Genomic DNA, 25,135 nt, shown 5'->3' with positions numbered 1-25,135 from the left:
CACCCGTTACCAGCCCGGCGAGAGGTTGACGCCGAACACGCCGCGGCCCGGCGACACGTCGCCCTCGACCTCCCAGCGCGAGAACGGCAGGGCGTAGTACGGCTCGACGATGATGGCCCCGAGCAGGTTCACGCGGGCCGAGACGCCGGCCGAGAAGATCGGCTTCTGGTCGCCGAACGTCGAGCCGTAGCACGTGACCTCGACGTCGCAGACTAGGTCCTCGCCGCCGACCGGCGGGCCGGAGATCCCGAAGTAGGGGGCCTCGCCCCACGCGAACCCGGCGTCGCCGAAGAAGACGAGCTCCGTCGGGAGGTACGGGAAGTTGATCAGCCCGAGCTGGGGGACGCCGAGGAGCGGGAGCCGGGCCTCGATCGAGGCGACCGCGAGGCGGCTGCCGTAGATCCGGTCGACGAACGCGCCGAACGTCTCGTTCGAGTCGAACGAGCGCGGGTTGTAGCCGCGGACGAGTTGCGGGTTGCCGAGGAGGATCGGCGTGAGCCGGCCGGACTCGGCGTCGGCGCCGTAGCGGCCGAAGTGGAGGAGGCGGGCGGCCAGCGTGACCGGCGTACGGCGCGGGAACCCCGGCGGGCGCGTAAAGACGTACGTCCGGGCGTCGGCCGTGACCGAGCCGAAGACCAGCGAGCCCGCCGTGAGGTCGGCGCCGAGGCGGTAGCGCGAGCCGCGGATGGGCGAGGTGAACCCGAAGAGCGACGTGTCGCCGACGTAGGCGACGCCGCCCTGCCCGAGGTGGAGCGGGTCGATCGAGAACGAGTCGAGCTCGCGCCGCTCGATGCCGCAGCAGCCGGAGCCGGTCTGGTAGTACGCGTCGTACTCGACGTCGTAGCCGAGGCGGCGGTACCCGAGCTCGGCCTCGAACCGCTGGCTCTGGTTGAGCGGGTACGACGCGAGCCCGGAGGCCTGCGTCACGTACGTCCGGTAGTAGTAGCGCGTGAACCCGATGAGGTCCACCTCGTCCGGCTCCTCGAGCGGCGGCCGGTCGTAGAACACCTGGAGGTACGGGATGTGGCCGGCGATGGCGCCGTAGGTCAGCCGCTTGCCGCGGTTGAGGTAGAGCGCCTGCCCGCCGATGTCCTTGAACGTCCCCTGCGCGGCGACGGCGAGGCCGAGGACGTTGTCCGAGAGCTGGTCCGAGAACAGGAACGAGATGCCGCCCGAGATGCCGAAGCCCGAGTTGTAGTACGGGTCGGTGCCCACGCCGACCTGGGGCTGGCTGATGTAGTCGAGCGAGAGCTTTGGGCTGTACCCGCGCGTCGGGAAGGTGGTCGCCTCGGGGAGCCCGCCGGTCGCGTCGGCGATGTAGTTCTGGACGACGGACCGGGCGTAGGCGTCCTCCGGCGGGAGGATGGCCGCGGCGTTCGAGGCCGTCCCGCCGACCGGGGTGCCGACTGCATCCGCCGCCTCGGTGCGGTAGACCGAGTAGCGCTGGCCCTCGAACACGGAGTACGCCAGGTTGCCGGTCTGCTCGGCGACGGACAGCGCCGGCGAGAGGTCGGCGATGCCCGAGACGCCCGTCGCGAGGTTCGTCACCTGGTAGGCCTCGCCCGTGGCGACGTCGAGGCGGTAGACGTCGTTGAACCCGCCCCGGTCGGAGATGAAGTAGAGGCTCTCGCCGTCCGGCGCCCACGCCGGGTTGATGTGCTTGACGCCCGAGAACACGCCGAGCGTCTCGATCGTCCCGTCCGCGACGTCGTACAGCGCGAGCTGCATCGGCGAGAACGTGAGGCGGACGAAGTCCGTCCCGGCCCCACGGTCGGTCGAGAACGCGATCTGGGTGCCGTCCGGGCTCCAGGCCGGCTGGAGGTCGGCGAACCGGTCGTTCGTCAGCTGGGTCACCTCGCCCGTGGCGAGCTCGACGACGTAGAGGTCGGTGATCCCCCCGCGGACGCCGGCGAACGCGATGCGCGTCCCGTCCGGGCTCCACGCCGGGTCCTTGATGGCCCCGATCCCCTCGACGGCGAGGCGGCGGACGACGTCGCGTCGGTCGACGTCGAGGAGGGCGATCTCGTTGTCGCCGCCCGCGAACACGACGTAGGCGAACTGCGTCCCGTCGGGGCTCCACGTGCCCGCGCTCTCGATAAAGCGGAGCGCGTCAAGGTGTGGGTCGGTCGTCGCGCTCTCGAGCTTGGTCAGGACCTCGCCCGTCTCGGCGTCGGCCAAGAACAGGTCGATGCCGAACAGGTCGAGCTCACTGAGGTAGGCCACGTAGCGGCCGTCGGGCGAGAGCTGGGGCGCGATGTTGATGGTGCCGGTCTCACGTTCTCGCGCCAGGAGGCGCTGCGCAGTGAGACGGGGGAGCGAGTCGGGGTAGGCGAGGAAGCGGGGCCGGTCGGGGCGGTCGCCCTCGGCGATGGCCTCGGCGCGCTCGCGCCGGTCCTTGGCGATGGCCTCGAGCTCCTCGTCGGTCCGGTCGGGGCCGGGCACGGAGCGGCCGGCGGCCGGCGGCGCGAGCTGGTCCTCGAGCGCGACCCGCCAGCGGGCCGAGAAGTCGTCGGGGGAGAGGCCGGTCACGGCGACGACGGCCGAGTCGAGCGGCATGTCGAGCGCCGTGCGGAAAAACTGGACGCCGGCCTGGTCGCCGTAGGTGCCGGCGAGGTAGGCCCAGAACGGCTGGCCGTACTGGTACTCGTTGTAAGCGCCGGAGCGCTGGAGGTCGTCGAGGGTCGGGAAGTCGTCGCGGAGGACGGCGTCGCGCATCCACATGGCCGTGAGCGCGTCCTCCCGCCCGACCGAGTAGTACTCGGCCATCCCCTCGATGACGAAGAGGGGGAGGCGGATGAACTGGGCGAACCGGCCGCTCCGCTGCGAGATGTCGTACTGGAACTGGTGGACGAGCTCGTGGCCGAGCACGTGGTCGGTCTCGGCGTAGGTCCCGGCCATGGGGAGCACGACGCGCTGGCGGGCCCCCTCCGTCACGCCCTGCGTGCCCTCGCCGATGTTGGCGATGTTCGTCTGACGGAAGTCAGCGTCGTCGGCGTAGAGGATGATCGACTTCCGTTCGTCGAACTCGTGGCCGAGGATCGAGGAGAGCCGGTCGTACCACCGCTCGGCCATCCGGGCCACGTCGCGCGAGGCCTGCTCCATCCCCTCGTAGTAGTAGAGGTCGAAGTGCTCGGTCTCGAGGATGCGGAAGTCGAAGTCGTCGTACCGGACCTTGTTGCGGCCGAAGTACTGGGCCTGGGCCTCGGGCACGAGCGCGAACAGGAACGCGGCGACCAGCAGGGCCGGGAGGGAGCGGGAGCGCATGGCAGAGCGGGGCGGGAGGGAGTGGCCGGGCCAGGACCGGTCGGCGTCACGGGGGGCACGGCGGATGGCCCCACGCCGGAGCCCGGGCCGGGCGGGTCCGCCTCGGGCCGGGCGTGGGCATACCCCCCGGCGCCGGTCGTGTTCTTCGGATCCGGCGCTGGGGGCGCGCTGGGGCGATTCCCGAGCCCCCGGTGGAGGCACGTCGGAAGGGCGCCCGTGACATCCGGAGGGCCCGCGAAGAACCCCGTGGACTGCACGAACCGGCGCGGGCCGGCGTTCGTACGCTCCCCGACCCAGGGCCCTCCGAATCGCCCTCGGCCCTCCGCCCCCGGACGCCCCATGCCCACCGTACTCGCCCAGACCGCCCGCGACGACGCGCGCCTCCGCTACCGCGTCTTCAGCGTCCTCGTTCTCGGGCTCGTCGCGTTCCTGGGGGCGCGGCTGGTGCAGATGCAGATCGTCGACCGGGAGCAGTACGCGACCGAGGCGGAGGGCAACGCGATCGAGACCAAGATCGTCCGGCCCGCCCGCGGCTACATCTTCGACCGGAACGGGATCCTTCTCGTCGACAACGAGACGACCGTGAGCGTGACCGTCGCGCCGCGCTACTTCGACGAGGCCGACCTTCCGCTCGTGGCCGAGCTGGCCGGGCGGCCCCTGGAGGAGCTCGAAGCCCGCTACGCGGAGATCACCGAGCGCTCGGCGTACCAGGAGGACGTGCTCCTCGAGAACGTCCCGTTCTGGACGTTCGCCCGGCTGCAGGAGAACCAGTACCGCCTCCGGGGGATCAACTTCCGCGAGGACCAGCAGCGGCGCTACCACGGCGACGCCCGGCTCACGCACGCGCTCGGGTTCGTCAACGAGATCAACTCCGACGAACTCGACGCCATGCGCGAACAGGGCTACCGCCTCGGCGACCGGATCGGCAAGTCCGGCATCGAGGCCGAGTACGAGCCGGTCCTGCGCGGGCGCGTCGGGCGCGAGTTCGTGCTCAAGAACGTCCACGGCATGGAGGTCGAGGCGTACGAGGGCGGCGAGCAGGACGTCGAGCCCGAATCGGGCTTCGCCCTCACGCTCGCCGTCGACGCCCGCGTCCAGGCCCTCGCCGAGAGCCTGTTCGTCAACAAGCGCGGCGGGGCCGTGATGCTGGACGCCAAGACGGGCGGGGTCATCTCGATGGTCTCGGCGCCCGACTTCGACCTCTCGATCTATCGCGACGGGTTCACCCAGGCCGAGGTCGACTTCCTCTACCGCAACCCCGAGCAGCCCGACTTCAACCGGGCGACCCAGACGGCGCTCCCGCCGGGCTCGACGTGGAAGCCGTTCATGGCCGCCGTCGCGCTCCAGGAAGGGATGATCGACGAGAACACGACGCTCTACTGCGGCGGCGGCTACGTCCTCGGCCGGCTCTACCGGTGCCACGGCGGGAGCCACGGCAACATCGCCGTCCGCGACGCCATCCGCGTGTCCTGCAACACGTTCTTCTTCCGGCTGATGAACGACACGTTCGTCAACGAGGCCCACCCCGAGGGCATCCGGATGAACCTCGACATGTGGGGCGAGTGGGCCCACCGGTTCGGCTTCGGCCAGCTCGCGCCCATCGACATCCCCAACCAGGGGACGGGCCTCATCCCGGACTCGTCGTATTACGACCGCGTTTTCCCGGCCGGTTGGGGCCCCGGCTACACCGTCAACCTCGGAATCGGGCAGGGCAACATGGGCACGAGCCCGCTCCAACTCGCCCGCTACACGGCCGCCATCGGGAACGGCGGGACGCTCGTGACGCCGCACCTCGTGATGCAGCAGACCAACCCCGAGACGGGCGTCACGACGACGCCGGCCCGCCGCCGCCCGCAGCAGATCCCGATCGAGCCGCGGAACTTCCAGGTCGTCCGCGAGGGGATGGAGGCCGTGGTCGCGAACGGCACGGCGCGGCGGGCGCAGATCCCGGCGGCCGGCGAGTTCCCCGAGATCACCGTCGCCGGCAAGACGGGCACGGCCGAGAACCCGCGCGGCAAGGACCACGCCGTGTTCATCGCCTACGCGCCCGTCGACGACCCCCAGGTGGCGGTCGGCGTGATCGTCGAGAACGCCGGGTTCGGGTCGACGACCGCGGCGCCGATCGCGTCCCTCATGATCGAGCAGTACTTCCGCGGCCAGATCGTCTCGCCGCAGCGCAACGCGCTCATCCCGTTCGTCCGCGCCCAGCGCTCCGTCGGCCGCATCTAGCGAGTTCAAGGTTCGGGGGTCGGGGTTCCGAGTCGTCACCCCGCTTGCCCGAACGCTGATCTCCCAACTCTCAACTCCGAACTCCCTATGCGTCCCTGGTACAAGAACCTCGACTGGGTCAGCATCCTGCTGTGGGTGGCCCTGGTCGGTATCGGGCTGACGGCGATCTACAGCGCGACGCACGGGCCCGCGCGGGAGTTCTTGCTCGAGTCGGTCCAGCAGAACTTCAACCGCCAACTCCAGTGGTTCGGCATCTCGGCGGCGGTGTTGGGGATCATCCTGCTGCTGCCGGCGCGGTTCATCGTCAAGGCGGCGCCCGTGGCCTACGTGGTCTGCCTCGGGCTGCTCGGGGCCGCGCTCGCGTTCGGCCGCGAGGTGAACGGCGCCAAGAGCTGGCTGTACATCGGGCCCGTCGGGCTGCAGGTGGCCGAGATCGCGAAGGTGGGGACCGTCCTCGCCGTGACGGCGCTCCTGTCGCGGAAGGAGGCCCGCCGGGGGAGCGTGCCCTACCTCGTCGGGGCCGCCCTGCTGATCCTGATCCCGGCGGTCCTCGTGGTGATGCAGAACGACACCGGGACGGGCCTCGTCTTCCTGGCGCTCATCCCCATCATGATGTTCTGGAGCGGGGCCGTCCCGCTCCCGTGGATGGCGCTGGCGGGCGGCGCGGCGGCGGCCGTCTACCTCGTGATCGTGAGCCCGGCCTACGCGGCCATCTTCGTGGGCCTCGCGACCGTCGGGATGCTCCTCTGGACGCGCTCGAAGGCCATGTCGGCGCTGATGCTCGTCGGCGTCGGGGCGATCGCGATCGCGGCGTGGTTCGGGCTGTTCCGCGTGCTCGAGCCGCACCAGGTCGACCGCCTCGTGGCGTTCGACGACCCGGAGGCGTTCCGCTACGGGGCCGGCTTCCACGTGATCCAGGCCAAGGCCGCGATCGGTTCAGGCGGACTCTTCGGCAAGGGGTTCACGAACGGGACGCAGACGCAGCTGGCCTACATCCCGGAGAATTCGACCGACTTCATCTATTGCGTGATCGGCGAGGAGTTCGGGTTCCTCGGCTCGATGGCCGTGCTCCTCGTGTTCGCGTTCCTCCTGATCCGCATGGCGGGGCTGGGAGTGCAGGCCGGCTTCGCCCTGCCACGATTGTTCATCGCCGGGATGACGGGGATCTTCCTCGTCCACATCCTGATCAACGTCGGGATGACGATCGGGCTCATGCCGGTCATCGGCATCCCGTTGCCGTTCATCTCGTACGGCGGCTCGGCGCTGCTGGCGAACACGGCGATGCTGGCCATCGCGCTGAACCTCCACGCCAAGCGCGACCAGTTCGCGGTGTACTCGTAGCGGCTTCGCCGCTGGGACGTGGGAACCAGGGAAAGAGGAACCGGCAGATCGTCCGGCAATCGGGTTTGCCGGTTCCCACGCCCCGGTTCCCGCTTCCCCCTCAGCGCTCGCGCTCGAAGACGGTCCGGCGGCCGCGGGGGTCGACGAGGTGGAGCCGCCAGCCGTAGACGGCTACCTCGGCCTCGCCCGGCAAGCCGCCGAGGCGGAGGCGGTCGCCCTCTATCCGGCCCGAGAACGCCGACGGCGCGCCGCGGCCCTCCCGACGGTCCGTCCCCCGGAGGATCACGTGGCCCGTCGGGTTGACGACGAGCGTCGTCGAGAGGAGCCCACGGCGGAGATCGGCCGTAGCGTCGGCGTCGTCGACGACCTCGACGGCGTGCCAGCGGCCGACGATCGACTGGCCGTCGAGCCGGACGTCGCGGTCGGGCGCGACCTGGGCGCTGGCGGAGGCGGCCAGCAGGGCGGCGAGGAGGAGCGGGCGAACCATGGCGGCGAGGGCTGTCGACTCTGGGGCCCCCGCCGAGCCGGGCGCCACTAGTCGCCTCTGAGGGTACGGCTCGTTGACGGGTCGGTCGCCTGAACCGCCGGGCCGTCGGTCAGGCGCGCCAGCACGCTGCCCGGCCGCGCGAACGGCGCGACCGCCGACAGCGGCACGCCGACGTGGAACGAGCCGGCGGCGTAGGCCGAGAGTTGATACGGCGGGACGTGGACTACGAGAGAGTCGGGGTCGAGCGTGAGGTCGACGCGGCCCTCGCGGATGGGGTCGAGGCCCTCGGCGAAGAGCGCGCCGCGGTCGCCGAGCCAGCGCAGGACGCCGCGCTCGGTGTGCGCCGCGAGCGTGTCGGCCCACGGCGTGCCCTCGGCGAAGAGGTCGGCGGGGCGGACGGCCTCGCCGGTCGTGAGGTCGAAGGTGAGGGGCAGGAAGTACGTGTTGCCGTGGGCGCCGCCGGTGTAGGCGTAGACCTCGACGAGCGCGCTGAACGCGTCGTCCGAGATCCACGAGCGCGGCGTGCCCCCATCGACCTCGACGGGATAGTGCGGTGCGTCGGCGCCCGGCGGTGGGGCCTCGGGCCGGAAGTCGTCGGCGAGCGCTTCGACGGTGTCGCGGATGGCGGCGTTGACGGCCTGGAGCGCCGGTGCCATCGGCTCGCCGGAGGTCCCGCGGATCTGCGGGTAGCCGATGGCGACGCGGTAGTTGAGGTCGGGCTCGTCACGGAGGAGCGAGTCGACGGCGACGGTGAGCGACGGGCCAGACGTCGGGCTCGGCGGGGCGGGAGACTCGAGCGGGCCCGCCTCGGGAGCGTCGGGCGCGGGGTCGGGGCCGCAGGCCGCGAGGACGGTCAGGCCGGCGAGCAGGGCGACGAGAGAGGCGAGGCGCATGTGTGAACAGCGGGCGAGGCTCCGGGGGCGGGCGTACGCCCGGGGTAGCTTGGCGGTCCGCATCCCGACCGACTCCTCATGGAGGACACGCTCGCCGCCGCCGTCCGCGCCGCCCTCGCGGCGCTCCCCGATCTCCCCGACGACTTCGACGCCGAGGCGGTCGAGGTCGAGTTCCAGACGCCGAACGACCCGTCTCACGGGGACCTCGCCACGAACGTGGCGCTCCAACTCGCGCGCCCGCTCCGCCGGAGCCCGCGCGCCATCGCCGAGGGCGTCGCCGAGCGGATCGAGGTCGACCCCACGCGCGTCGCGGCCGTCGAGGTCGCCGGGCCGGGCTTTTTGAACGTCCGGTTCGCGAGCGCCCACCTTACCGCCGGGCTGGCGGAGTTGTTGGAGCAGGGCGCCGACTACGGCCGGGTCGCGGACCACGACGGCGAGACGGCCATCGTCGAGTACGTCTCGGCCAACCCCACCGGCCCGCTGACGGTCGGCCACGGGCGAAACGCCGTCCTCGGCGACACCATCGCCAACCTGCTCGACTGGACGGGCTATAAGGTCACGCGCGAGTACTACTTCAACGACGCCGGCCGCCAGATGCGGGTGCTCGGGCAGAGCGTCCGCGCTCGCTACGAGGCCGTCGTCCGACCGGGCGGGCCGACGAAGACGCTGGAGGACGGCCTGGAGGTGCCGGCCTCGTTCCCCGACGACGGCTACCGCGGCGAGTACATCACCGACGTGGCGCAGGCCCTGGCCGACGCGCACGGCGACGCGCTTCTCGACGCGCCCGACGAGGCGCCGTTCAAGGAGGCCGCCGAGCAGGCCGTGTTCGCCGAGATCATGGCGACGCTCAAACGGCTCGGCGTCGAGATGGACTCGACGTTCAACGAGCGCACTCTGTACGAGGGCGACCCGGCGCCCGTCTGGGACGTCGTCGAGACGCTCAAAGCCAACGACCTCGCCTACGAGGAAGACGGCGCCGTGTGGTTCAGGACGTCCGCGCTCGGGAAGACTGACTCGCGCGACGGCGACGAGGAGGGCAAGGACACGGTCCTCGTCAAGTCGTCCGGTGAGCCGACGTACCGGCTGCCCGACATCGCCTACCACCTCGACAAGCTCAGCCGCGCCGACCTCGTGCTCGACGTGTTCGGCGCCGACCACATCGCGACGTACCCCGACGTGCTCCGCGGCGTGACCGCGCTCGGCGGCGACGCCGACGCCATCGAAGTCGTCGTGTACCAGTTCGTCACGCTCGTCCGCGGCGGGCAGCCGGTCAAGATGAGCACGCGGAAGGCGACCTACGAGACGCTCGACGACCTCATGAGCGAGGTCGGCGAGGACGTCACGCGGTTCTTCTTCCTCATGCGCGCGCCCGGCACGCACCTCGAGTTCGACCTCGACCTGGCCAAGGAGGCGAGCGAGAAGAACCCCGTGTTCTACCTCCAGTACGCCCACGCTCGGATCGCGTCGATCGAGCGGAAGGCCGAGGAGACCGGCCTCGACGCCTCGGGCGACGCCGACCTGAGTGTGCTCAGTCACGAGAGCGAGGAGGCCCTGGTCAAGACGCTCCTCCAGTTCCCCGACGAGGTCCGCACGGCGGCCGACGCCCGCGCGCCGCACAAGCTGGCGACGTTCCTCCGCGACGTGGCGACGGCGTTCAACGCGTTCTACCGCGACTGCCGGATCGTCGGCGAGGAGACCGAGCTCGCGACGGCCCGCCTGAAGCTGGCCCGCGCCACGCGGACGGTCCTCAAGAACGGGCTGACGATCCTCGGGGTCACCGCGCCAGAGCAGATGTAGCCCCGCCCGCCTCGGCGTCGAGGCGGGGACCCCGGAGCCGACGAAGGGCCCGGCGGTGGGCACGGGCCGTGCCGTATCGTGCGGGCGACGACCGCCCGGTACGGTCGGCGCCTTCCGGTGAATCGTGACGATCGGTGACGTAACCCCGGCCGCGCGCCGTCCGTAGGGAGGCCAACCGCACACCGAGGCCCGCTATGCCTAGCACGATCCCCCACACCGGCCCCTACGATTCCGACTTCGACGACCCGCTGATGGACGTCGACCTCGACGGCTACGAGCCCGACTCGAAAGAGCGCTCGATGGCCATGCTCGCTCACCTCGCAGGCTACGCCGGCCTCGCGTTCCCGTTCGGTAGCCTCCTCGGGCCGTTCCTCGTCTACATCCTCAAGCGCGACGAGTCGGCGTACATCGAGGATCAGGCGCGCGAGGCGCTGAACTTCCAGCTCACGATCGTTCTGGCGTCCATCGCCTCGGTCATCCTGATGTTCGTCCTGGTCGGGTTCGCGCTGATCTTCGTGGTCGGCATCTGGTGGCTCGTCGGGACGGCCATCGGCGCGACAAAGGCGAACGCGGGCGAGTGGTACCGCTACCCGGCCACGATCCGGTTCGTCAAGGGCTGAGGCCGTACTCGGCAGGATCTGACCACGCGGTCGGAGGGTAGGGGAGAGCCCCCAGCCCCCGACCGCGTGCTCGTTTCCGACCTCCCCACGCCCGCCCTCCTCGTCGACCACGCCCGGCTCCACGCCAACCTCGACGCCATGCAGGCGCGGGCGGAGGCCCAGGGCGTCGCGCTCCGGCCGCACGTCAAGACGCACAAGTCGCCCGCGATCGCGCGGATGCAGGCCGAGCGTGGGGCGCGCGGGATCACCTGCGCGACGGTCGAGGAGGCCGAGGCGTTTGCCGAGGCCGGCTTCGACGACATTCGGCTGGCGACGCCCGTCGTCGGGCCGACGAAGCTGGAGCGACTGGGGGCGCTCGCCGACGGCGGCACGCGCGTGTCGTTCACGGTCGACTCGGTCGAGGGTGCGAACCGGGCGTCGGCGACCTTCACGGCGGCGGGGCAGACGGCCGAGGTCCTGATCGAGGTCGACACCGGCTACGGCCGCTGCGGCGTCGAGTGGGACGACCTCGGCGCGCTCGCGGAGCTGGCCGCGTTCGTGAACGGGGCCGAGGGGCTCCGGCTGGTCGGGCTCCTCTCGCACGGCGGCCACGCCTACGGACCGGGCACCGGCGGTGAGTCCGTCGACGACCTTCGCCATCGCGTGATGGACGAGGAGCGCGACCGGGTCCTGGGAGTCGCCGGGCGGCTCACCGAGGCGGGCCACCTCGACGCGGCGACGGCCGAGCTCTCCATCGGCTCGACGCCCGGCGTGACGGCGTTCACGAACCGGGAGGTCGGCGGGCTCCGCATCACCGAGATCCGCCCGGGCACGTACGTCTTCTTCGACGCGATGCAGGTCGCGCTGGGCGCGGCGCGGCTCCAGGACTGCGCGCTCGTCTGCGTCGCCACGGCGCTCTCCAGAAAACGGTTCGACGATGGGACCGAGCGGATCATCACGGACGCCGGCAAGAAGATCCTGACGTCGGACCGGCGGCCGGGGCTCGACACGTACGGGACCGTCCTGTACAGCCCGCGCACCATGATCGCGCACCCGCACGCCGTGGTCGAGGCGCTGAGCGAGGAGCACGGCTGGGTCGATACGCCCGGAGGCTCGATCTGGGACGTCGGCGACCCGGTGTTCGTCGTGCCGAACCACGCGTGCGTGGCCGTCGCGACGCGCCGCGAGCTGTACCTCGTCGACGGCGACGAAGTCCTTGAGACGCTGGAGGTTGTGGCGAGGTAGGGGGTCCCGGGGCGAGACAGCAGATGTTTAGAGCCCGGCTAGGAGCCGTTGGCGTTCCGCTTCGGGCGTCGTATTGCGACTCCGTCGGGAACGGCATAGGTCTCTCTCAGGGGAAGACATCTCCGATCTGACCGTCATGCGTGCTCTCAAGCCCGTTCTCCTCTGCCTCGCCGCCGTGACCGCGTTCATGGCCGCCGGCTTTGTCCAGGTCGTCACCGCGCCGACCGCCCCGATGCCGACCGTCTTGGTCGCCGTGTGGTAGGCGCGATTCGTCGGGGATTCCGGCGGTCTGGATTGGATGCGGCCGGAGCGTATCGCGGGCCAGGCTATCTTGGGCACACAGACAACCAGCCCAGGATTCAGCGATGGCCGGTCACAACAAATGGTCGAAGATCAAGCGGAAGAAGGGCGCCGCCGACGCGAAGCGCTCGAAGGTGTGGGCCCGGATCACGCGTGACATCATGGTCGCCGCCCGCGGGGGCGTTGGCGACCCCGCCCTCAACGCGCCGCTCGCGCTCGCCGTCGACAAGGCGAAGGCGGAGAACATGCCGAAGGACAACATCGAGCGGGCCATCAAGCGGGGCACCGGCGAGATCGAGGGGGCCGACTACGAGGAGCTCGCCTACGAGGGCTACGGGCCCAACGGGATCGCCATCTACGTCGACGTCCTGACGGACAACACGAACCGGACCGTCGCCGACCTCCGGAGCCTCTTCTCGAAGGCTGGAGGCAACCTCGGCACGTCGGGCTCCGTCGCGTTCCTGTTCGATCAGAAGGCCGTGTTCGAGATCCCGGCCGCCGGCCTCACCGAAGACGACCTGTTCCTCCTCGTCGCCGACGCGGGTGCCGAGGACCTCCGTCGCGAGGGCGACCACTTCACGGTCGAGGCGCCGGCCGAGGCCTTCGGCGACGTCCAGGCCGCCCTGGCCGACGCCGGCATCGAGGCCGACGAGGCCGACCTCCGACAGCTTCCCACGACGACGACCAAGCTCGAGCCCGACCAGGCGGCCAAGGTCCTCCGCCTCCTCGACCAACTCGACGACCACCAGGACGTCCAGGCCGTCTTCTCCACGCTGGAGATGGACGAGGAAACGCTCGCCGCAGTGGAGGGATAAGGGATCCGGGAGGGGCCATACGGGGCGCCTCCTCCCTCTATCCCTCATCTCCATCCCGCCCCACCATGATCGTCCTCGGCATCGACCCCGGCACGCGGACCGCCGGCTTCGGCGTGGTCGAGGTCGAGGGCAACCGCGAGCGCGCGCTCGACTTCGGCACCATCGACCTGCCGGAGTCGATGGACCACACGCTCCGGCTGCAGCGGATCTACGACCGCATCCTCGAGCTGGCCGACGAGCACATGCCCGACGAGGCGGCCGTCGAGGTCCCGTTCCTCGGCCAGAACGTCCAGTCGATGCGGAAGCTGGTTCGCGTGGAGGCGACGGTGATGCTGGCGGCGATGCACCGCGAGATCCCGGTCGCGCAGTACGCGCCGGCCGAGGTGAAGAAGGCCGTGACGGGCAAGGGCCGCGCGGCGAAGGAGCAGGTCGCCTTCATGGTCCGCGCGATCCTCCGCCTGGAGGACTCCGGCGCGCTCGACGCCAGCGACGCCCTCGCCGTCGCCCTCTGCCACGCCCGCCGCGCGACGACGGGCCCCGCCAGTGGGGCGCCCAAGGACTGGGCCGCGTTCATCAAGGCCAACCCCGGCCGCGTCCGCTAGCCGCGAGGGCCTCCGCCTCGGTTCCGAGGCGGCGAGGGCTGGCGCCCGCTAGGTCGTGCCGAGGCCACGCTCCTCGTCGCGGACGCGGACGACGTCCGCGACCTCACTCGCGTCAAGCGTCCGGTTGCTGAGGGCCACGGCCAGCTCGGCGACCTGCTCGGCTTTCTGCGGCGCCTGGCTCCACTCCGGGTGCGCGTTCTCGATGAGCGACACCAGGATGCGGACGTAGGGGAAGCGTTCTTCGGCGGAGGGCAGCGCGCCGGTGGCCTCGGCAAAGAGCTGGGCGTTCCGGCCGACCTGGCGGTCGAGGATGCGGCGGTCGTAGACCATGGAGACGGGAGAGGAGAGGGGACCCCGGCGGGGCACCGCTATACTACGGGCGGTCGCCGACAGTTCGGAGAGACCGCTCCCTGGCCCGATGCCCGCCTCATCCACCGCCGCCTTCCCCAACCCGCGCCCGCCGTACCGGCTGGAGCTGCTGCCCGTGGTGCCGCCGTACTACCGGCGCGCGCGGGCCTCGGCGGTGCGTCGCGGCGAACTCGTCTACTACGGCCCGGCCCCGACCTTCTACGGTGTCGGGGAGGTCCTGTCGCAGACCGAGGAGCACGTCCTCGTCGACTTCCGCGGGACCGGCCAACTCGGCGTCCACCAGGAGTCGCTGGAGCCGCAGTATGTCCTCCCCATTCCCGATGACCGGGCGGGCCTGATCTGAGTCCGCGCGGGCGCCGGGCCCCTCCCGCCTCGGCGTCGAGGCGGAGAGGCTCAGATCCCGAGGTCGAGCCCGAGGCGGCGGAACGTGGCCGGAGGTACGTAGCGGGCCTCGAACGTGCCCTGCGCGGCCCCGCCGACGCGCCGCGTGGGCGACGTCACCGTCAGCCCATCGGCGTCGAACTCGAACGAGCCGGCCAGGAAGCCGTAGCTGTCGATCCGGGTCAGCGCGAGCGTCCCGTCGACGCCGCGGAGGACGGCGCCGACCGACTCGAGCGGGTCGTCGGCCTCGTCGACCTTCGCGATCGTCGCGGCGACGGACCGGTCCTGCTCGTCGGCGATGGCGTAGGCGCCGACCCCGGGGCGGTCGCCGGGACGCCGGAAGAGGACGTAGTCGTACGCGTCGTAGTCGCTCTCGTAGAGGTCGCCCACGAACAGGCCGAGCACGAACTCCGGTCCGCTCGCGGTCTCGACGACCGTGTAGACCGCCTCGCCGTCGACCGCCCGGGCCTCGGCGTCGACCTCGACGCGGCCGACGAACTCGCCGAGCAGGCTGTCCTCGCTGTCGCACCCGGCGAGGGCGACGAGGGCGATCAAGAATGGGAGAGAGAGGGGCAAGAATGGGAGAGAGAGGGGGCGGGGCATGGGAAAGGGGGGCGGCGCCGGGGGGACCGGAGTAACCTCCGCGGGCGAGGTGCGTAACCGACGCTCTCTCGCACCGTTCCCCCCGCGACGCCGACTTAATGACTTCCGCTCTACGTCTCGAAAAGGTGACCAAACGCTATGGGCAAACGGTCGCTGTCGACGGCGTGTCGTTCGAGGCCGAGCCGGGGCGGCTGTTCGGCCTGCTCGGCCCCAACGGCGCCGGGAAGACCTCGACCATCCGGATGGTCACCTACATCACGACGCCGGACGAGGGGACGATCACGCTCGGCGGCGAGTCCGTCGGGCCCGCGACGCAGGCGCGGATGGGCTACCTCCCCGAGGAGCGCGGGCTGTACCGGAAGCTTGAGGTCGGCGAGCAACTGGTCTACCTCGCCCGGCTCAAGGGGATGTCCGAGGCCGCCGCGAAGGCGGCCGTCCGCCGCTGGCTCGACCGGTTCGACGCGGGCGCGTGGGCGGGGAAGAAGACCGAGGAGCTCTCGAAGGGCCAGCAGCAGAAGGTCCAGTTCATCTCGACCGTCGTCCACGACCCGACGCTCGTCATCCTCGACGAGCCGTTCTCCGGCCTCGACCCGATCAACGCCGACCTCCTGGTCGAGGTCATCGGCGAGCTCCGGGAAGCGGGGCGGACGGTCCTCTTCGCGAGCCACCGGATGGAGTCGGTCGAGGCCCTCTGCGACGACCTCTGCCTGATGGCAAACGGCCGCGTCGTGCTTTCGGGCACGCTCCGCGAGGTCAAGCGCCGGTACGGCCGCGACACCGTCTCGGTGGCGTTCGACGGCGACGGCGCGTGGCTCGACCCGCTCGCCGAGGCGGGCGCGGTCCGCGTGCTGAACCGGAGCGAGGGGCTCGTGTCGGTCCGCCTCGGCGAGGCCACGGCCCCCCGGGAGGTGCTCCAGGCCGCCCTCGCCGGCGCCGTCGAGGTCGACCGGTTTGAGGTCCACGAGCCGCCGCTCTCCGACATCTTCCGGCAGGCCGTCGGCGCGGCCCCTCCGGCGACGGCCGCCTCCGCCACGCCTACCCCGTCCCTCTCGTAGGACCCCGCGCGTGAGGCGTCGGACACCGTCCCCTGCCCCGCCTGCCCCCACGGACCACGCTCCACGCACGACGTGAACAAGACCCTCCTCATCGCCAAGAGCGAGTACCTCCGGCGCGTCCGGTCGAAGTGGTTCGCCGTGGCGACGCTGGCCGTGCCGGTTCTGGCCATCGGCGTGTTTCTGCTGCCGATGATCGCGTTCTCGGCGGGCGACGGCGTCGACCGCGTGGCCGTCATCGACGACGCCGGGCTGGCGGGGCCGCTCGCCGAGGCGCTGGGTGGTCGCGTCGAGGTCGAGGTCTCCGACGCCCCGCTCGACACCCTCCGCGCGGGGCTCTTGGCCGACGACCTCGACGGCGTGCTCGTGTTGCCGGAGGGCCTCGTCGAGGGCGACGGCGAGGCGGAGGTCCGCTACCTCTCACGCGGCGGGCTCGACGCGGGCGACGGCGTCCGCGGGGCCGTCCGTGAGGTCGTGCGGCGGGCGCGGGCCGGGGCCGCCGGCGCCAGCCCGGCCGCGCTCGCCGCCTACGAGTCCGACGTCCCGCTCCGCCTGGTGACCGTCTCCGAGGACGGCGACGAGGCCGACGCCGCCATCGGCCGGTTCCTCGTCGCCAACGTGCTCAGCCTGCTGATGTACCTCGCCATCCTCGTGTTCGGGATGATGGTGATGCGCGGCGTGATCGAGGAGAAGGCGAACCGGATCGTCGAGGTCATCGCGTCGAGCGTCCGGCCGTTCGAGCTGATGATGGGGAAGGTGCTCGGAATCGGGGCCGTCGGGCTGAGCCAACTCCTGGCGTGGGGCGCGCTCACGTTCGGGCTGAGCCTCGCCGCGGGCCCGCTCCTCGTGGCGTTCGTGCCGGAGGCGGCCGGCGACGGGGGCGAGGCGCCGTTTGGGCCGGAGGCCATCGGATCGATCGTCGACCCCGGCCTCCTCATCGCGTTCGTCCTGTTCTTCCTCGGCGGCTACCTCCTCTACTCGAGCCTGTTCGCCGCCGTCGGCAGCGCGGTCGACCAGGAGTCCGACGCGCAGAGCCTCCAGACGGTCGTGATCCTCCCGATCATGATCCCGCTCCTGTTCCTGTCGTTCGTGGCGAACGACCCCGACGGCGGGCTCGGCGTGTTCCTCTCGCTTTTCCCGCTGTCGTCGCCGATCCTGATGGTCGTGCGGATGGCGGTGACGGACGTGCCCGTGTGGCAGGTCGTCCTGGCGCTCGTGCTCCTGGCGGTGGCGTTCGTCGGGATGATCGCGCTGGCGGCGCGCGTGTACCGGGTCGGGATCCTGATGTACGGAAAGAAGCCGTCGCTCGCCGAGCTCTGGCGCTGGGTCCGGACGGCCTGAGCGCTGGCCGGCCCCGCCTCGGCGCCCCAGCCGACCGGGGCGCCGGGGCACGTCTCGTTCGAGTCAGCCCTCGACTCATGTCCTCCTGTGTGTCGAGGCACGGGGCGCCCGAGTCCGGCGAGATCCTTCGCGTTCGCTCAGGATGACAACAAAATGGGCGGTGCGTTGGACGGGCACGAGCCGGTTCGCCAGAGCAGCGAGCGGGTTCTGGTGCGTGCAAGAGTGCAGCCGACGACCCTACCGAACGGGACGCCGAGGCGGGCGGGGCGGTGCGACCTTGGGCGGCCGTCCCCCCGCGTCCCCCGTGCCCCAGCTTCTCCCGCGCCCCCGGTTCCGGCCGGACATCGAGGGGCTCCGGGCCGTCGCCGTCCTCCTCGTGGTCGCCTTCCACGCCGGGGTGCCCGGCCTAGACGGTGGGTTCGTCGGGGTCGACGTGTTCTTCGTCGTCTCGGGGTACCTCATCACGTGGCTGCTGGTGGACGAGGCGGGGCGGGAGGGGCGGATCGACCTGTGGCGGTTCTACGCGCGGCGGGCGCGGCGTCTCGTGCCGGCGCTCCTCGTCGTCCTGCTCGTCACGGGCGCCCTGGCGGGCGTCCTCTACGCGCCGATGGAGCAGCGCGACGTGGCCCGCCTCTGGCCGCTCGCCGCGCTCTACCTCAGCAACGTCGGGTTCGCGGACTGGGCGCCCGACTACCACGGGCCGCGCGCGGCCGAGCACCCGCTGCTCCACACGTGGTCGCTCGGCGTCGAGGAGCAGTTTTACTTGGCGTGGCCGGTCCTCGTGCTCCTCGGGCTCGGGCTGTGGCGCGGCGCTCGGACGCCCAGCCTCCGCCGCCTCGGGCTCGTGCTGGGCGCGGTCACGGCGCTGTCGTTCGGCCTGTCGACGGCGCTGACGTACGCGCCGGTCGGGCGGGCGTGGGCGTTCTACCTCTCGCCAACGCGGGCGTGGGAGTTCGGCGTCGGCGCGCTCGCGGTGCTCGTGCCGGCCGGCGGGTCGAGAACACGAGCCGAGATTCTGGGCTGGGGCGGACTCGCGGGCATCGCCCTGGCTGGCGTGCTGCTCGACGCGTCGACGCCGTTCCCGGGCGTGGCCGCGCTCTTGCCAGCGCTCGCGACGGTCGCCGTCCTGCGCGCGGGGACGCGCGATGACGCCTCGTGCGTCCGCGCGCTGTCGGCCCGTCCGCTCCAGTGGATCGGGACGCTGTCGTACTCGTGGTACCTCTGGCACTGGCCCGCGCTCGTGTTCGCGCAGTCCGCCCTGGGGCCGATGACGCTCGGCGGGCGGATACTGGCCGCTGTCGCCTCGATCGTGCCCGCGTGGCTCTCGTACCGGTTTGTCGAGTCGCCGATTCGGTACGCGCCGGCGCTCGTCGGACGTCCGCGGCGGAGCCTCGGGTGGACGGTCGGCGCGACGGTCGCGCTCACGGCGCTCACGCTCGGGTGGTGGTGGGCGAGCGCGGGGTGGGCCGAGCGGCCGGGGCAGGCGGCGTTCGCCGAGGTCCGCGCCGACCTCCCCCAGATCTACGACGACGGCTGCGATCCCTACGGCGAGGCCACGCTCGTCGAGTGCGCCTACGGCGACCCCGAGGCGGAGCGGGTCGCCGTCCTCGTCGGCGACAGCCACGCGGGCCAGTGGTTTCCGGCCCTCCGCGCGGCGACCGAGGCGGCCGGCTGGCGCCTCGTCGTCTACACGCTCTCGGCCTGCCCCGTCGCCGACGTGCCCGTGCTCTACAACGAGGTTCTGGGCCGAGACGACGTCGCGTGCGCCGTGTGGCGAGCGTCGGCGATGGAGGCGATCGGGGCGATGCGCCCCGAGGCGGTGTTCGTGTCGATGTCGAACGCCTACGACCTCGCCCCGGACGTGTGGGCCGGGGGCACGCGCGCGACGCTCCAGGATCTGGTCGAGCTCGCCGGGCGCACGGTTCTCATCGTTGACCCGCCGGCCGCACAGATCAACGTGCCAGCGTGCCTCGCCCAGGTAGCGTGGAGACCGGGCACGGCCTTGGATCCGGACTGTCGACCTCGCGGCTCCGACGCCGACGATGCCGAGCGGGTAGACGCCCAGGCCGCGGCCGCGCGGTCGGTCCCGGGCGTCGACGTCCTCGATCTCTCCGGCGTCGTGTGTCCGGGGGGGACGTGCGGTCCGCGCGATGGCGACCTCGTCCGCTACCGGGACGGCGGGCACCTGTCGCGTGCGTTCGCGGAGTCGCTGGCCGGTGAGTTCGCGCCGTTCCTGTAGGGACGCTCCGAGGGCGGAGTGGCCGCCCGTCTGCGGCCGTCCGGCGTCGGATGTGGCGGAGTTGTGCCGGAGCTCCGGTGGTCGTGCGGCGATGCGAGTCGGGCAGATGAAAGGGGCCGGGCGGCCCGTAGTGTCGGCCCACGACGTTCCCCATTCCCCATGACTCGACTCCCCGACCGTCTCCACTGCCTCGGCGTCGCCGTGCTCATCGGCCTCGGCGTCGCCTTCGCGGCCGACGCGCAGACGCCCGAGCATGCCGGCCTCGACGCCCGCCTCGACCGACTCACCCAGGGCCTCGACCTGACCGCCGAGCAGACGTCCTCTCTCGAGGACCTCGCCGAGCGCTACGCCGACGCCGAGCGCGCCGACCTCTGGGCCGCCGCCGCCGACGTCTCGTCCATCCTCACGGACGCCCAGATCGACCAACTCCAGCAGGCCGCCGAGGCGCGCGGGGCCGAGCGTCGGGAGGGCCGCGGCGAGCGGGGCCAACGCCGTGCTGAGCGCCGCGCTCGGCCGGACGGCGAGCGCCCGACCCGAGGTCGCCGCCAGCGCGCCGACCGACCGTACGGCGACCGAGGCGAGCGCGTCCAGCTCACCGAGGAACAGCGCGACGCCCTCCGTGCCATCCGGTCCGACGCCCGCGAGCGGATCGAGGCCCTCGTGACGCAATTCCGTGCCGGCGACCTTTCCGAGGACCAGTTCGTCGCTCGGACGAAGGCGCTCCGTGACGAGGCCGTGCGCCAGAGCGTCGCGGCGCTCCCGGCCGAGGCCGCCCAGCGTCTCGGCGAGCGCCTGCAGCAGCGCGACGCCGAGACGGCGGCCCGTGAAGCCGCGCTCGACCTCACCGAGGCACAGAAGGCGACGTTCCAGTCGCGGATGTTGGACCGCGTCCGCGAAGGCCGGCCCGACCTCCATCCGTACCTCGACGAGAACGGCCAATTCGACCGCGACGCCCTCCGTGAGGCCCAGCGAGAGCGCCGCGAGGCCGCCCGCGCCGAGCGTGAGGCCCTCCGCGAGAGAGCGGACCCCCTCCTGACGGACGAGCAGAAGGCCATTGTCGCCGTGCACCGCGCGCTGACGGGTGGCGAGCGAGGTCGTGAGGTGGGCCGAAGGGTGAGGCCCGGCCCTCGCGGCAAGTAGCGTCTGGAGGAGCACCGCTATGTGGCGCCGCCGTCTCCCGGCATGCTGCGGGGGGCGGTGGCGCCACCGGAAGAGGCCTCGTCCGTGGGGCTGGGGCCCGGCCCGGGTTGGCAGCGTACCTTTCGGCGAACTGCTCGGCTCGGACGAGGGGCCCTTCCGGGGTCCTTTCAAAACGGGGCCGCCCCCCTCCGGACGCTCCAGGATGCCGGCTCGAATGACCCCCGTTGTCAGACGATGCACCCGGTCCGTGTACGGACTGGCACTCGCGTTTCTCGCGCTGGCAGGGGGGGCTCAAGCGCAGGGCTCGGTCTTGCTGGTGGGGGGAGGGAGCGAGGCGCCGGGGGCCTACGCCTGGTTCGTCGATCACGCGCCGAGCAAGCGGGTTGTCGTCCTCGACTACACGAGCGACCCGGGGACATCCATCACGGGCCGCCTTGCCGACGAGGGCGCGACGGTCACCTACCTCGCCATCGCGTCCGAGGCCGAGGCCAACGACCCGGCCAACCGTGACGCGGTCCTCGCCGCCGACGGCGTGTTTCTCCCGGGCGGCGACCAGTGGCGCTACGTCAGTCGCTGGAAGGGGACCCTCATCGAGGAGGCGCTCCAGACCGTCTTCGACCGTGGCGGCGTCCTCGGGGGGACGAGCGCCGGGGCGGCCGTGCTCAGCGAGGTCGTCTTCGACGCTCGGCGCGGCAGCGTCTCCTCCCGTGAGGCGCTCCTCGTGCCCACGACGCCGGACCTCTCTCTCACCGACGACTTCCTCTCGGTGCTCCCCGGCACCCTGGCCGACACCCACTTCGACGAGCGCGGGCGGCTCGGGCGCTTGCTCGCCATGCTGGCGCGCTACCACGCCGACGAGGGGCGGTGGGTGACGGGGATTGGGCTCTCGTATGGGACGGCCCTCGCGGTCACCCCGGACGGCGTAGGCGAGGTGCTGGGCGGAGGCGCCGTCACCCTCTTGTATCCGACGGACCGGACGGAGGCCACCGTGGAGCCTGCCCACTCCCTTTCCCTCTCCGACGTTCGACTCGTCCAACTCACCGAGGGGTACCGGGTGGAGGTCTCCAACGGCACGGTCGTCGGAGGGCCCGGGACGGGAGAGTCGTACGCGGCCGTCCCGTTCGAGGCCCCAGCCTTCCCTCTCGTCCTCGACGGGAGCGGTGACGCAGACGCCTGGCTCGCCGCTGGGGGGAGCGTGGGGCAGCTTCAGAGCCGCCTGCCCCCGGATGCCCTCGTCTGCGTGGTCTCGCGCCCCGATGCCGCCCCCGCTTCAGCTGTGGCGTCCGCGATGGCTGATTCGGGCCAGCCGGTTCTGGCGGTCGGTCTCGATGCCGGGAGCCAGGGCGACGCCGGCCTCGCGGACGCGGTCCGCGACTGCGAGGCGCAGGTGTGGGTCGCGAATGATCTGAGCGAGATCGCCGCCTTGGCCGACGCGGGGACTGCCGTGGGCGCCGCCCTGCGCGGCCGACTCGCAGCCGGCGTCCCCGCCCTCATGCTTGGCACCGATGCCCGTGCCGTTGGCCAAGTGAGCATTCTCAACACGGAGAGCCGGTGCGACGCCTCCTATCGAGGCGCGCTCGACCTCGCGCCCGGCCTCAATCTGACCGGCGGTCTGGTCGTGATGCCCCTCGCCTTCGACGTCGACCGTTGCCACTGGGAGAACCAGGTCACCGGGCTGGCGTGGGGCCTCGCGCAGAGCCGTGCGTCCTACGGCGTGCTCCTCGGGGACGGGAGTACGCTCGCCGTGGAGGGGAGCACGGTGACCATGGAGGGGGCCATGCCCACGCTCGTGCTCGACGCTCGCTCCGTCGACCTCGTCGATTACCCCGCGCGGCGGAACAACCCGGCCCTGGTCGGGGCGTTCGTTCACGTCGTTGCCGATGGGGAGTCCTTCGACTTTGCCTCCGCTCCCACGGCTTCAGAGCCGGGTGCGGAGGGAGCGACGACGGGCGACCTCCTCGTCCATCCAAACCCGACGACCGGCCGGGCGGCCCTGCGCTTCGACGTCGGGACGGGGGGAGCCGCGGCGCTCGCCCTCTACGACCTCGTCGGCCGCGAGGTGCTTCGGCGGGACCTCGGCGTTCTCGCTGCCGGTGAGGCTCGGGTCACGCTGGACCTCCGCGGGCTCCCCGCCAGCCTGTACGTCGTCCGGGTGCGCGTCGGGGCCGCCGTCTGGCATCAGAGGGTCACGCTCGGCGCTCGATAGGTCCGCCGTCGGCGGTCCCCAAACGGGCGGCGGGCTCAGCGCCCGTCGAGCGCGAACGTCTCGCCCGGCAGGTACACGTCCACGCGGAGGCCGTGGGCGCCGAGCTTCCCATCCTGCTCGTTGGCCGAGCGGCCGGGGTTCTGCACCACCACCACTTGGGCTTCCCCGACGACCTCGGCCCGTCCCCCTTCCACGAGGATCGCCGTGGACTCGTCGATGCCCACCCCGACGATCTCGGGGAACTCGGTGACGGCGGTGAGGAGGCGGTTGTACCGGCTCCGTCGGACGAAGTGCTGGTCGATGATGGCGCCCGTGAGGAGGCCGAGGCCGGGGGCGAGGTCGATGTTGTCGGCCTCGAGCACCTCGTAGGTCGAGGTGTACTCGGGGTGCTTGCGCTGATCGCCGGTGAGCATCTGCGCGCTCATCACGGCGGCCCCGGCGCTCGTCCCCCCGATCAGGCTCCCCGATCGGTACGCCTCGCGGATGGCGTCTTCGATGGCCGTCCCGGACACGACGTCCATGAACCGGGCCTGGTCTCCGCCGGAGATGTAGATCAAGCGCGCCTGGCGGAGGGAGTCGAGCCATGTGGGGGGAGGGGGGGCGCCCGCTTGAAAGTTGAACCCAGTCACCTCGACGCCCAACTCGGCGAACTGCTCGCCCGACCAGATCACCGCGCTGTCCGGCTCGGAGCTGGACATGGGGAGGATGGCCACGTACCCGTCGTCGCGGAGTCCGGCCTCCTCGATCATCCGCTCGACCATCGCGAGCGGGCGGCTGCCCCCGCCGATGATGAACAGCTTGCCTTGGGAGACGGGCGCGGCGCCGTGGACGCGCCCGGCGCCCGTGCAGCCGGCGGCGAGGAGCAGGAGGAGAACGGCCGTGGAGCGGGGGAGCATAGGGCTCGTGCCGGGGCTAGCAGGACGGGTTCTGTTCCAGGTTCGGAGCCACGTTCAGCTCCCGCTGGGGGATGGGGAAGGGCACCTGGCACTCCCGGATGCCGAGGACGTCCGTGGCCCGGCCGGTCCGGACGAGGTCGGGCCAGCGGTCGCCCTCGAAGGCGAGTTCGAGGCGGCGCTCGTGCCAGATGGCCGCCAGCACGTCCTGCGGCGTCGAGACGTCGACGCCGAGCACGTGGGGGGCGAGGCCGGCGCGGACGCGGAGCGCGTTGTAGGCGTCGACCGCGTCCGCGAGACGGCCCTGCCGAGCGAGCGCCTCGGCTCGGATCAGGAGGACCTCGCCGAGGCGGAGCACGTGAAGGTCCTCTTCACCGGTCGTCGTCGGGTACTTGGTCCCCGTGAGGCGCCCGGTCGAGCTCTGCTCGATGGACCACGCCCGGCGCGCGTCCTCGTTCTCGTAGGCGTCGTAGAGGTCGGGCGTCGGCCGGACTTCGCGGCGGACCTCGAAGTAGTACCCGAAGTTGTTGAAGTCTTGGGTGTTGAAGTCGAGCGAGAAGATCGCCTCGGGGGTCTCCGCGTCCGGCGTGAACAGGTCGCCGTAGGCGTCTGCGAGGCGGTAGCCCATCGCGATCACCTCGTCGGCCTGCTGCTCGGCGAGGGTCCACTCGCCGCGGTAGAGGTGCACGCGGGCGAGGAGGGCCTTCACGGCGCCCAGCGACGCCTGCTTCGTCTGGTCGGCGTCCGTGATCAGGCGCTCGGCTTCCTGGAGGTCCGAGAGGACCTGGGCGTAGACGGCGTCGACCGGACTCCGCGTGACCTGGGAGGCCTCCTCAACGCTCGAGAGCGTCGTGGTGACGATGGGAACGGGGCCCCAGAGCTTGACGAGGTTGTGGTAGTGGAGCGCCCGCAGGAAGTGGGCCTCGCCGAGGATCTCGTTCTTTTCCGTCTCCCCGAGGTCGTCGAGGGCGGGGACCCGCTGGAGGATCTGGTTCGTGATGCCGATCCCGAAGTAGAGCGACTCGTACAAGCCCTCGACCGACCCGTTGGTGGCGAGCAACGTGTTGGCGTCGGCCTCGGCGAAGGACGTGAAGGTCCCCGTGTGGGTCGTGTTGTCGGCGAGGAGGTCGCCGAAGAAGACGAGGTCGCCGCCGTAGTACGAGCCGGACTGGAGCGCGCTGTAGGCGCCCCGGAGGGCGTTGCGGGCGCCGTTGGCGTCCTCGATGGCGATCGTGCTCGTGAGCTGGCTCGGCGGCTCGACGTCGAGGACCGAGTCGCACCCGGCGACGGCGAGGGCGAGGACAGGGACGGCGAGGAAGAGGGCGGCGCGGCGCATCAC

At 71.7% G+C, this 25,135-nt stretch carries 21 protein-coding genes; 14 read left to right on the top strand and 7 right to left on the bottom strand.

Translation table 11 applies throughout. The features are described from left to right. Positions 1 to 6: 6 nt before the first annotated feature. On the bottom strand, positions 7 to 3,264 hold the full coding sequence (locus BSZ37_RS19335; RefSeq protein ID WP_095512118.1) for a PD40 domain-containing protein: 3,258 nt from the start codon (positions 3,262 to 3,264) through the stop codon (positions 7 to 9). 339 nt (positions 3,265 to 3,603) lie between these two features. On the opposite strand from BSZ37_RS19335, the gene mrdA reads away from it, so the two are divergent. Beyond that, a complete protein-coding gene (mrdA, locus tag BSZ37_RS19330; RefSeq protein ID WP_095512117.1) occupies positions 3,604 to 5,493 on the top strand; it encodes a penicillin-binding protein 2 in 1,890 nt (629 codons plus the stop codon). Positions 5,494 to 5,580: 87 nt separating this feature from the next. Beyond that, positions 5,581 to 6,834, top strand: coding sequence for an FtsW/RodA/SpoVE family cell cycle protein (locus BSZ37_RS19325; RefSeq protein WP_095512116.1), 1,254 nt, complete (start codon positions 5,581 to 5,583; stop codon positions 6,832 to 6,834). A 100-nt stretch (positions 6,835 to 6,934) separates the two neighbouring features. On the opposite strand, the gene BSZ37_RS19320 is transcribed toward BSZ37_RS19325, so the two are convergent. Then, positions 6,935 to 7,321: a hypothetical protein gene (locus BSZ37_RS19320; RefSeq protein ID WP_143537744.1), complete on the bottom strand. Its 387-nt coding sequence runs from the start codon at positions 7,319 to 7,321 to the stop codon at positions 6,935 to 6,937. A 47-nt stretch (positions 7,322 to 7,368) separates the two neighbouring features. Further along, entirely contained in the window at positions 7,369 to 8,214 is an 846-nt protein-coding gene (locus tag BSZ37_RS21665) for a DUF3298 and DUF4163 domain-containing protein (protein ID WP_179299770.1), read from the bottom strand. A 78-nt stretch (positions 8,215 to 8,292) separates the two neighbouring features. On the opposite strand from BSZ37_RS21665, the gene argS reads away from it, so the two are divergent. The 6 genes from argS (at position 8,293) to ruvC (ending at position 13,572) form a co-directional block, all read left to right on the top strand. Next, entirely contained in the window at positions 8,293 to 10,011 is a 1,719-nt protein-coding gene (gene argS, locus BSZ37_RS19315) for an arginine--tRNA ligase (protein WP_095512114.1), read from the top strand. A gap of 194 nt (positions 10,012 to 10,205) precedes the next feature. Further along, positions 10,206 to 10,631 carry a DUF4870 domain-containing protein gene (locus tag BSZ37_RS19310; protein ID WP_218830577.1) on the top strand — a complete coding sequence of 142 codons (426 nt, stop codon included), beginning with the start codon at positions 10,206 to 10,208 and terminating at the stop codon, positions 10,629 to 10,631. A gap of 66 nt (positions 10,632 to 10,697) precedes the next feature. Continuing rightward, complete coding sequence (locus BSZ37_RS19305) at positions 10,698 to 11,855, top strand: alanine racemase (RefSeq protein ID WP_095512113.1); 1,158 nt, start codon at positions 10,698 to 10,700, stop codon at positions 11,853 to 11,855. Positions 11,856 to 11,991: 136 nt separating this feature from the next. Continuing rightward, positions 11,992 to 12,117 carry a hypothetical protein gene (locus BSZ37_RS22715; protein ID WP_281253040.1) on the top strand — a complete coding sequence of 42 codons (126 nt, stop codon included), beginning with the start codon at positions 11,992 to 11,994 and terminating at the stop codon, positions 12,115 to 12,117. Positions 12,118 to 12,220: 103 nt separating this feature from the next. Next, a complete protein-coding gene (locus tag BSZ37_RS19300) occupies positions 12,221 to 12,970 on the top strand; it encodes a YebC/PmpR family DNA-binding transcriptional regulator (protein ID WP_095512112.1) in 750 nt (249 codons plus the stop codon). A 65-nt stretch (positions 12,971 to 13,035) separates the two neighbouring features. After that, on the top strand, positions 13,036 to 13,572 hold the full coding sequence (gene ruvC, locus BSZ37_RS19295) for a crossover junction endodeoxyribonuclease RuvC (RefSeq protein WP_095512111.1): 537 nt from the start codon (positions 13,036 to 13,038) through the stop codon (positions 13,570 to 13,572). Positions 13,573 to 13,620: 48 nt separating this feature from the next. Here ruvC and BSZ37_RS19290 read toward each other — a convergent pair whose 3' ends face one another. Further along, on the bottom strand, positions 13,621 to 13,902 hold the full coding sequence (locus BSZ37_RS19290) for a DUF4290 domain-containing protein (protein ID WP_095512110.1): 282 nt from the start codon (positions 13,900 to 13,902) through the stop codon (positions 13,621 to 13,623). Between the two features lie 88 nt (positions 13,903 to 13,990). Between BSZ37_RS19290 and BSZ37_RS19285 the strand changes: the two genes are divergently transcribed. Beyond that, entirely contained in the window at positions 13,991 to 14,284 is a 294-nt protein-coding gene (locus tag BSZ37_RS19285; protein ID WP_095512109.1) for a hypothetical protein, read from the top strand. 50 nt (positions 14,285 to 14,334) lie between these two features. Here BSZ37_RS19285 and BSZ37_RS19280 read toward each other — a convergent pair whose 3' ends face one another. Next, complete coding sequence (locus BSZ37_RS19280; RefSeq protein WP_143537742.1) at positions 14,335 to 14,898, bottom strand: hypothetical protein; 564 nt, start codon at positions 14,896 to 14,898, stop codon at positions 14,335 to 14,337. 125 nt (positions 14,899 to 15,023) lie between these two features. Between BSZ37_RS19280 and BSZ37_RS19275 the strand changes: the two genes are divergently transcribed. From BSZ37_RS19275 to BSZ37_RS19255, 5 genes are all read left to right on the top strand, one after another. Continuing rightward, a complete protein-coding gene (locus BSZ37_RS19275; RefSeq protein ID WP_095512107.1) occupies positions 15,024 to 15,980 on the top strand; it encodes an ABC transporter ATP-binding protein in 957 nt (318 codons plus the stop codon). Positions 15,981 to 16,052: 72 nt separating this feature from the next. After that, positions 16,053 to 17,318, top strand: a complete 1,266-nt coding sequence (locus BSZ37_RS19270; protein WP_095512106.1) for an ABC transporter permease — start codon at positions 16,053 to 16,055, stop codon at positions 17,316 to 17,318. A gap of 304 nt (positions 17,319 to 17,622) precedes the next feature. Continuing rightward, positions 17,623 to 19,557, top strand: a complete 1,935-nt coding sequence (locus BSZ37_RS19265; RefSeq protein WP_179299769.1) for an acyltransferase family protein — start codon at positions 17,623 to 17,625, stop codon at positions 19,555 to 19,557. A gap of 159 nt (positions 19,558 to 19,716) precedes the next feature. After that, on the top strand, positions 19,717 to 20,697 hold the full coding sequence (locus BSZ37_RS19260) for a coiled-coil domain-containing protein (RefSeq protein ID WP_095512104.1): 981 nt from the start codon (positions 19,717 to 19,719) through the stop codon (positions 20,695 to 20,697). A gap of 247 nt (positions 20,698 to 20,944) precedes the next feature. Then, positions 20,945 to 22,903, top strand: a complete 1,959-nt coding sequence (locus BSZ37_RS19255) for a cyanophycinase (protein ID WP_179299768.1) — start codon at positions 20,945 to 20,947, stop codon at positions 22,901 to 22,903. A 35-nt stretch (positions 22,904 to 22,938) separates the two neighbouring features. Here BSZ37_RS19255 and BSZ37_RS19250 read toward each other — a convergent pair whose 3' ends face one another. Both BSZ37_RS19250 and BSZ37_RS19245 read right to left on the bottom strand, forming a co-directional pair. Continuing rightward, positions 22,939 to 23,799, bottom strand: coding sequence for a cyanophycinase (locus BSZ37_RS19250; protein ID WP_095512102.1), 861 nt, complete (start codon positions 23,797 to 23,799; stop codon positions 22,939 to 22,941). 16 nt (positions 23,800 to 23,815) lie between these two features. Further along, positions 23,816 to 25,135 (bottom strand): RagB/SusD family nutrient uptake outer membrane protein (locus BSZ37_RS19245; RefSeq protein ID WP_218830576.1); only part of this gene is annotated, 1,320 nt, incomplete at its 5' end.

Origin of the sequence: Rubrivirga marina (assembly GCF_002283365.1) — a bacterium.
Lineage (GTDB): Bacteria > Bacteroidota > Rhodothermia > Rhodothermales > Rubricoccaceae > Rubrivirga > Rubrivirga marina.
This window is presented reverse-complemented; position numbering and strand designations above follow the sequence as displayed.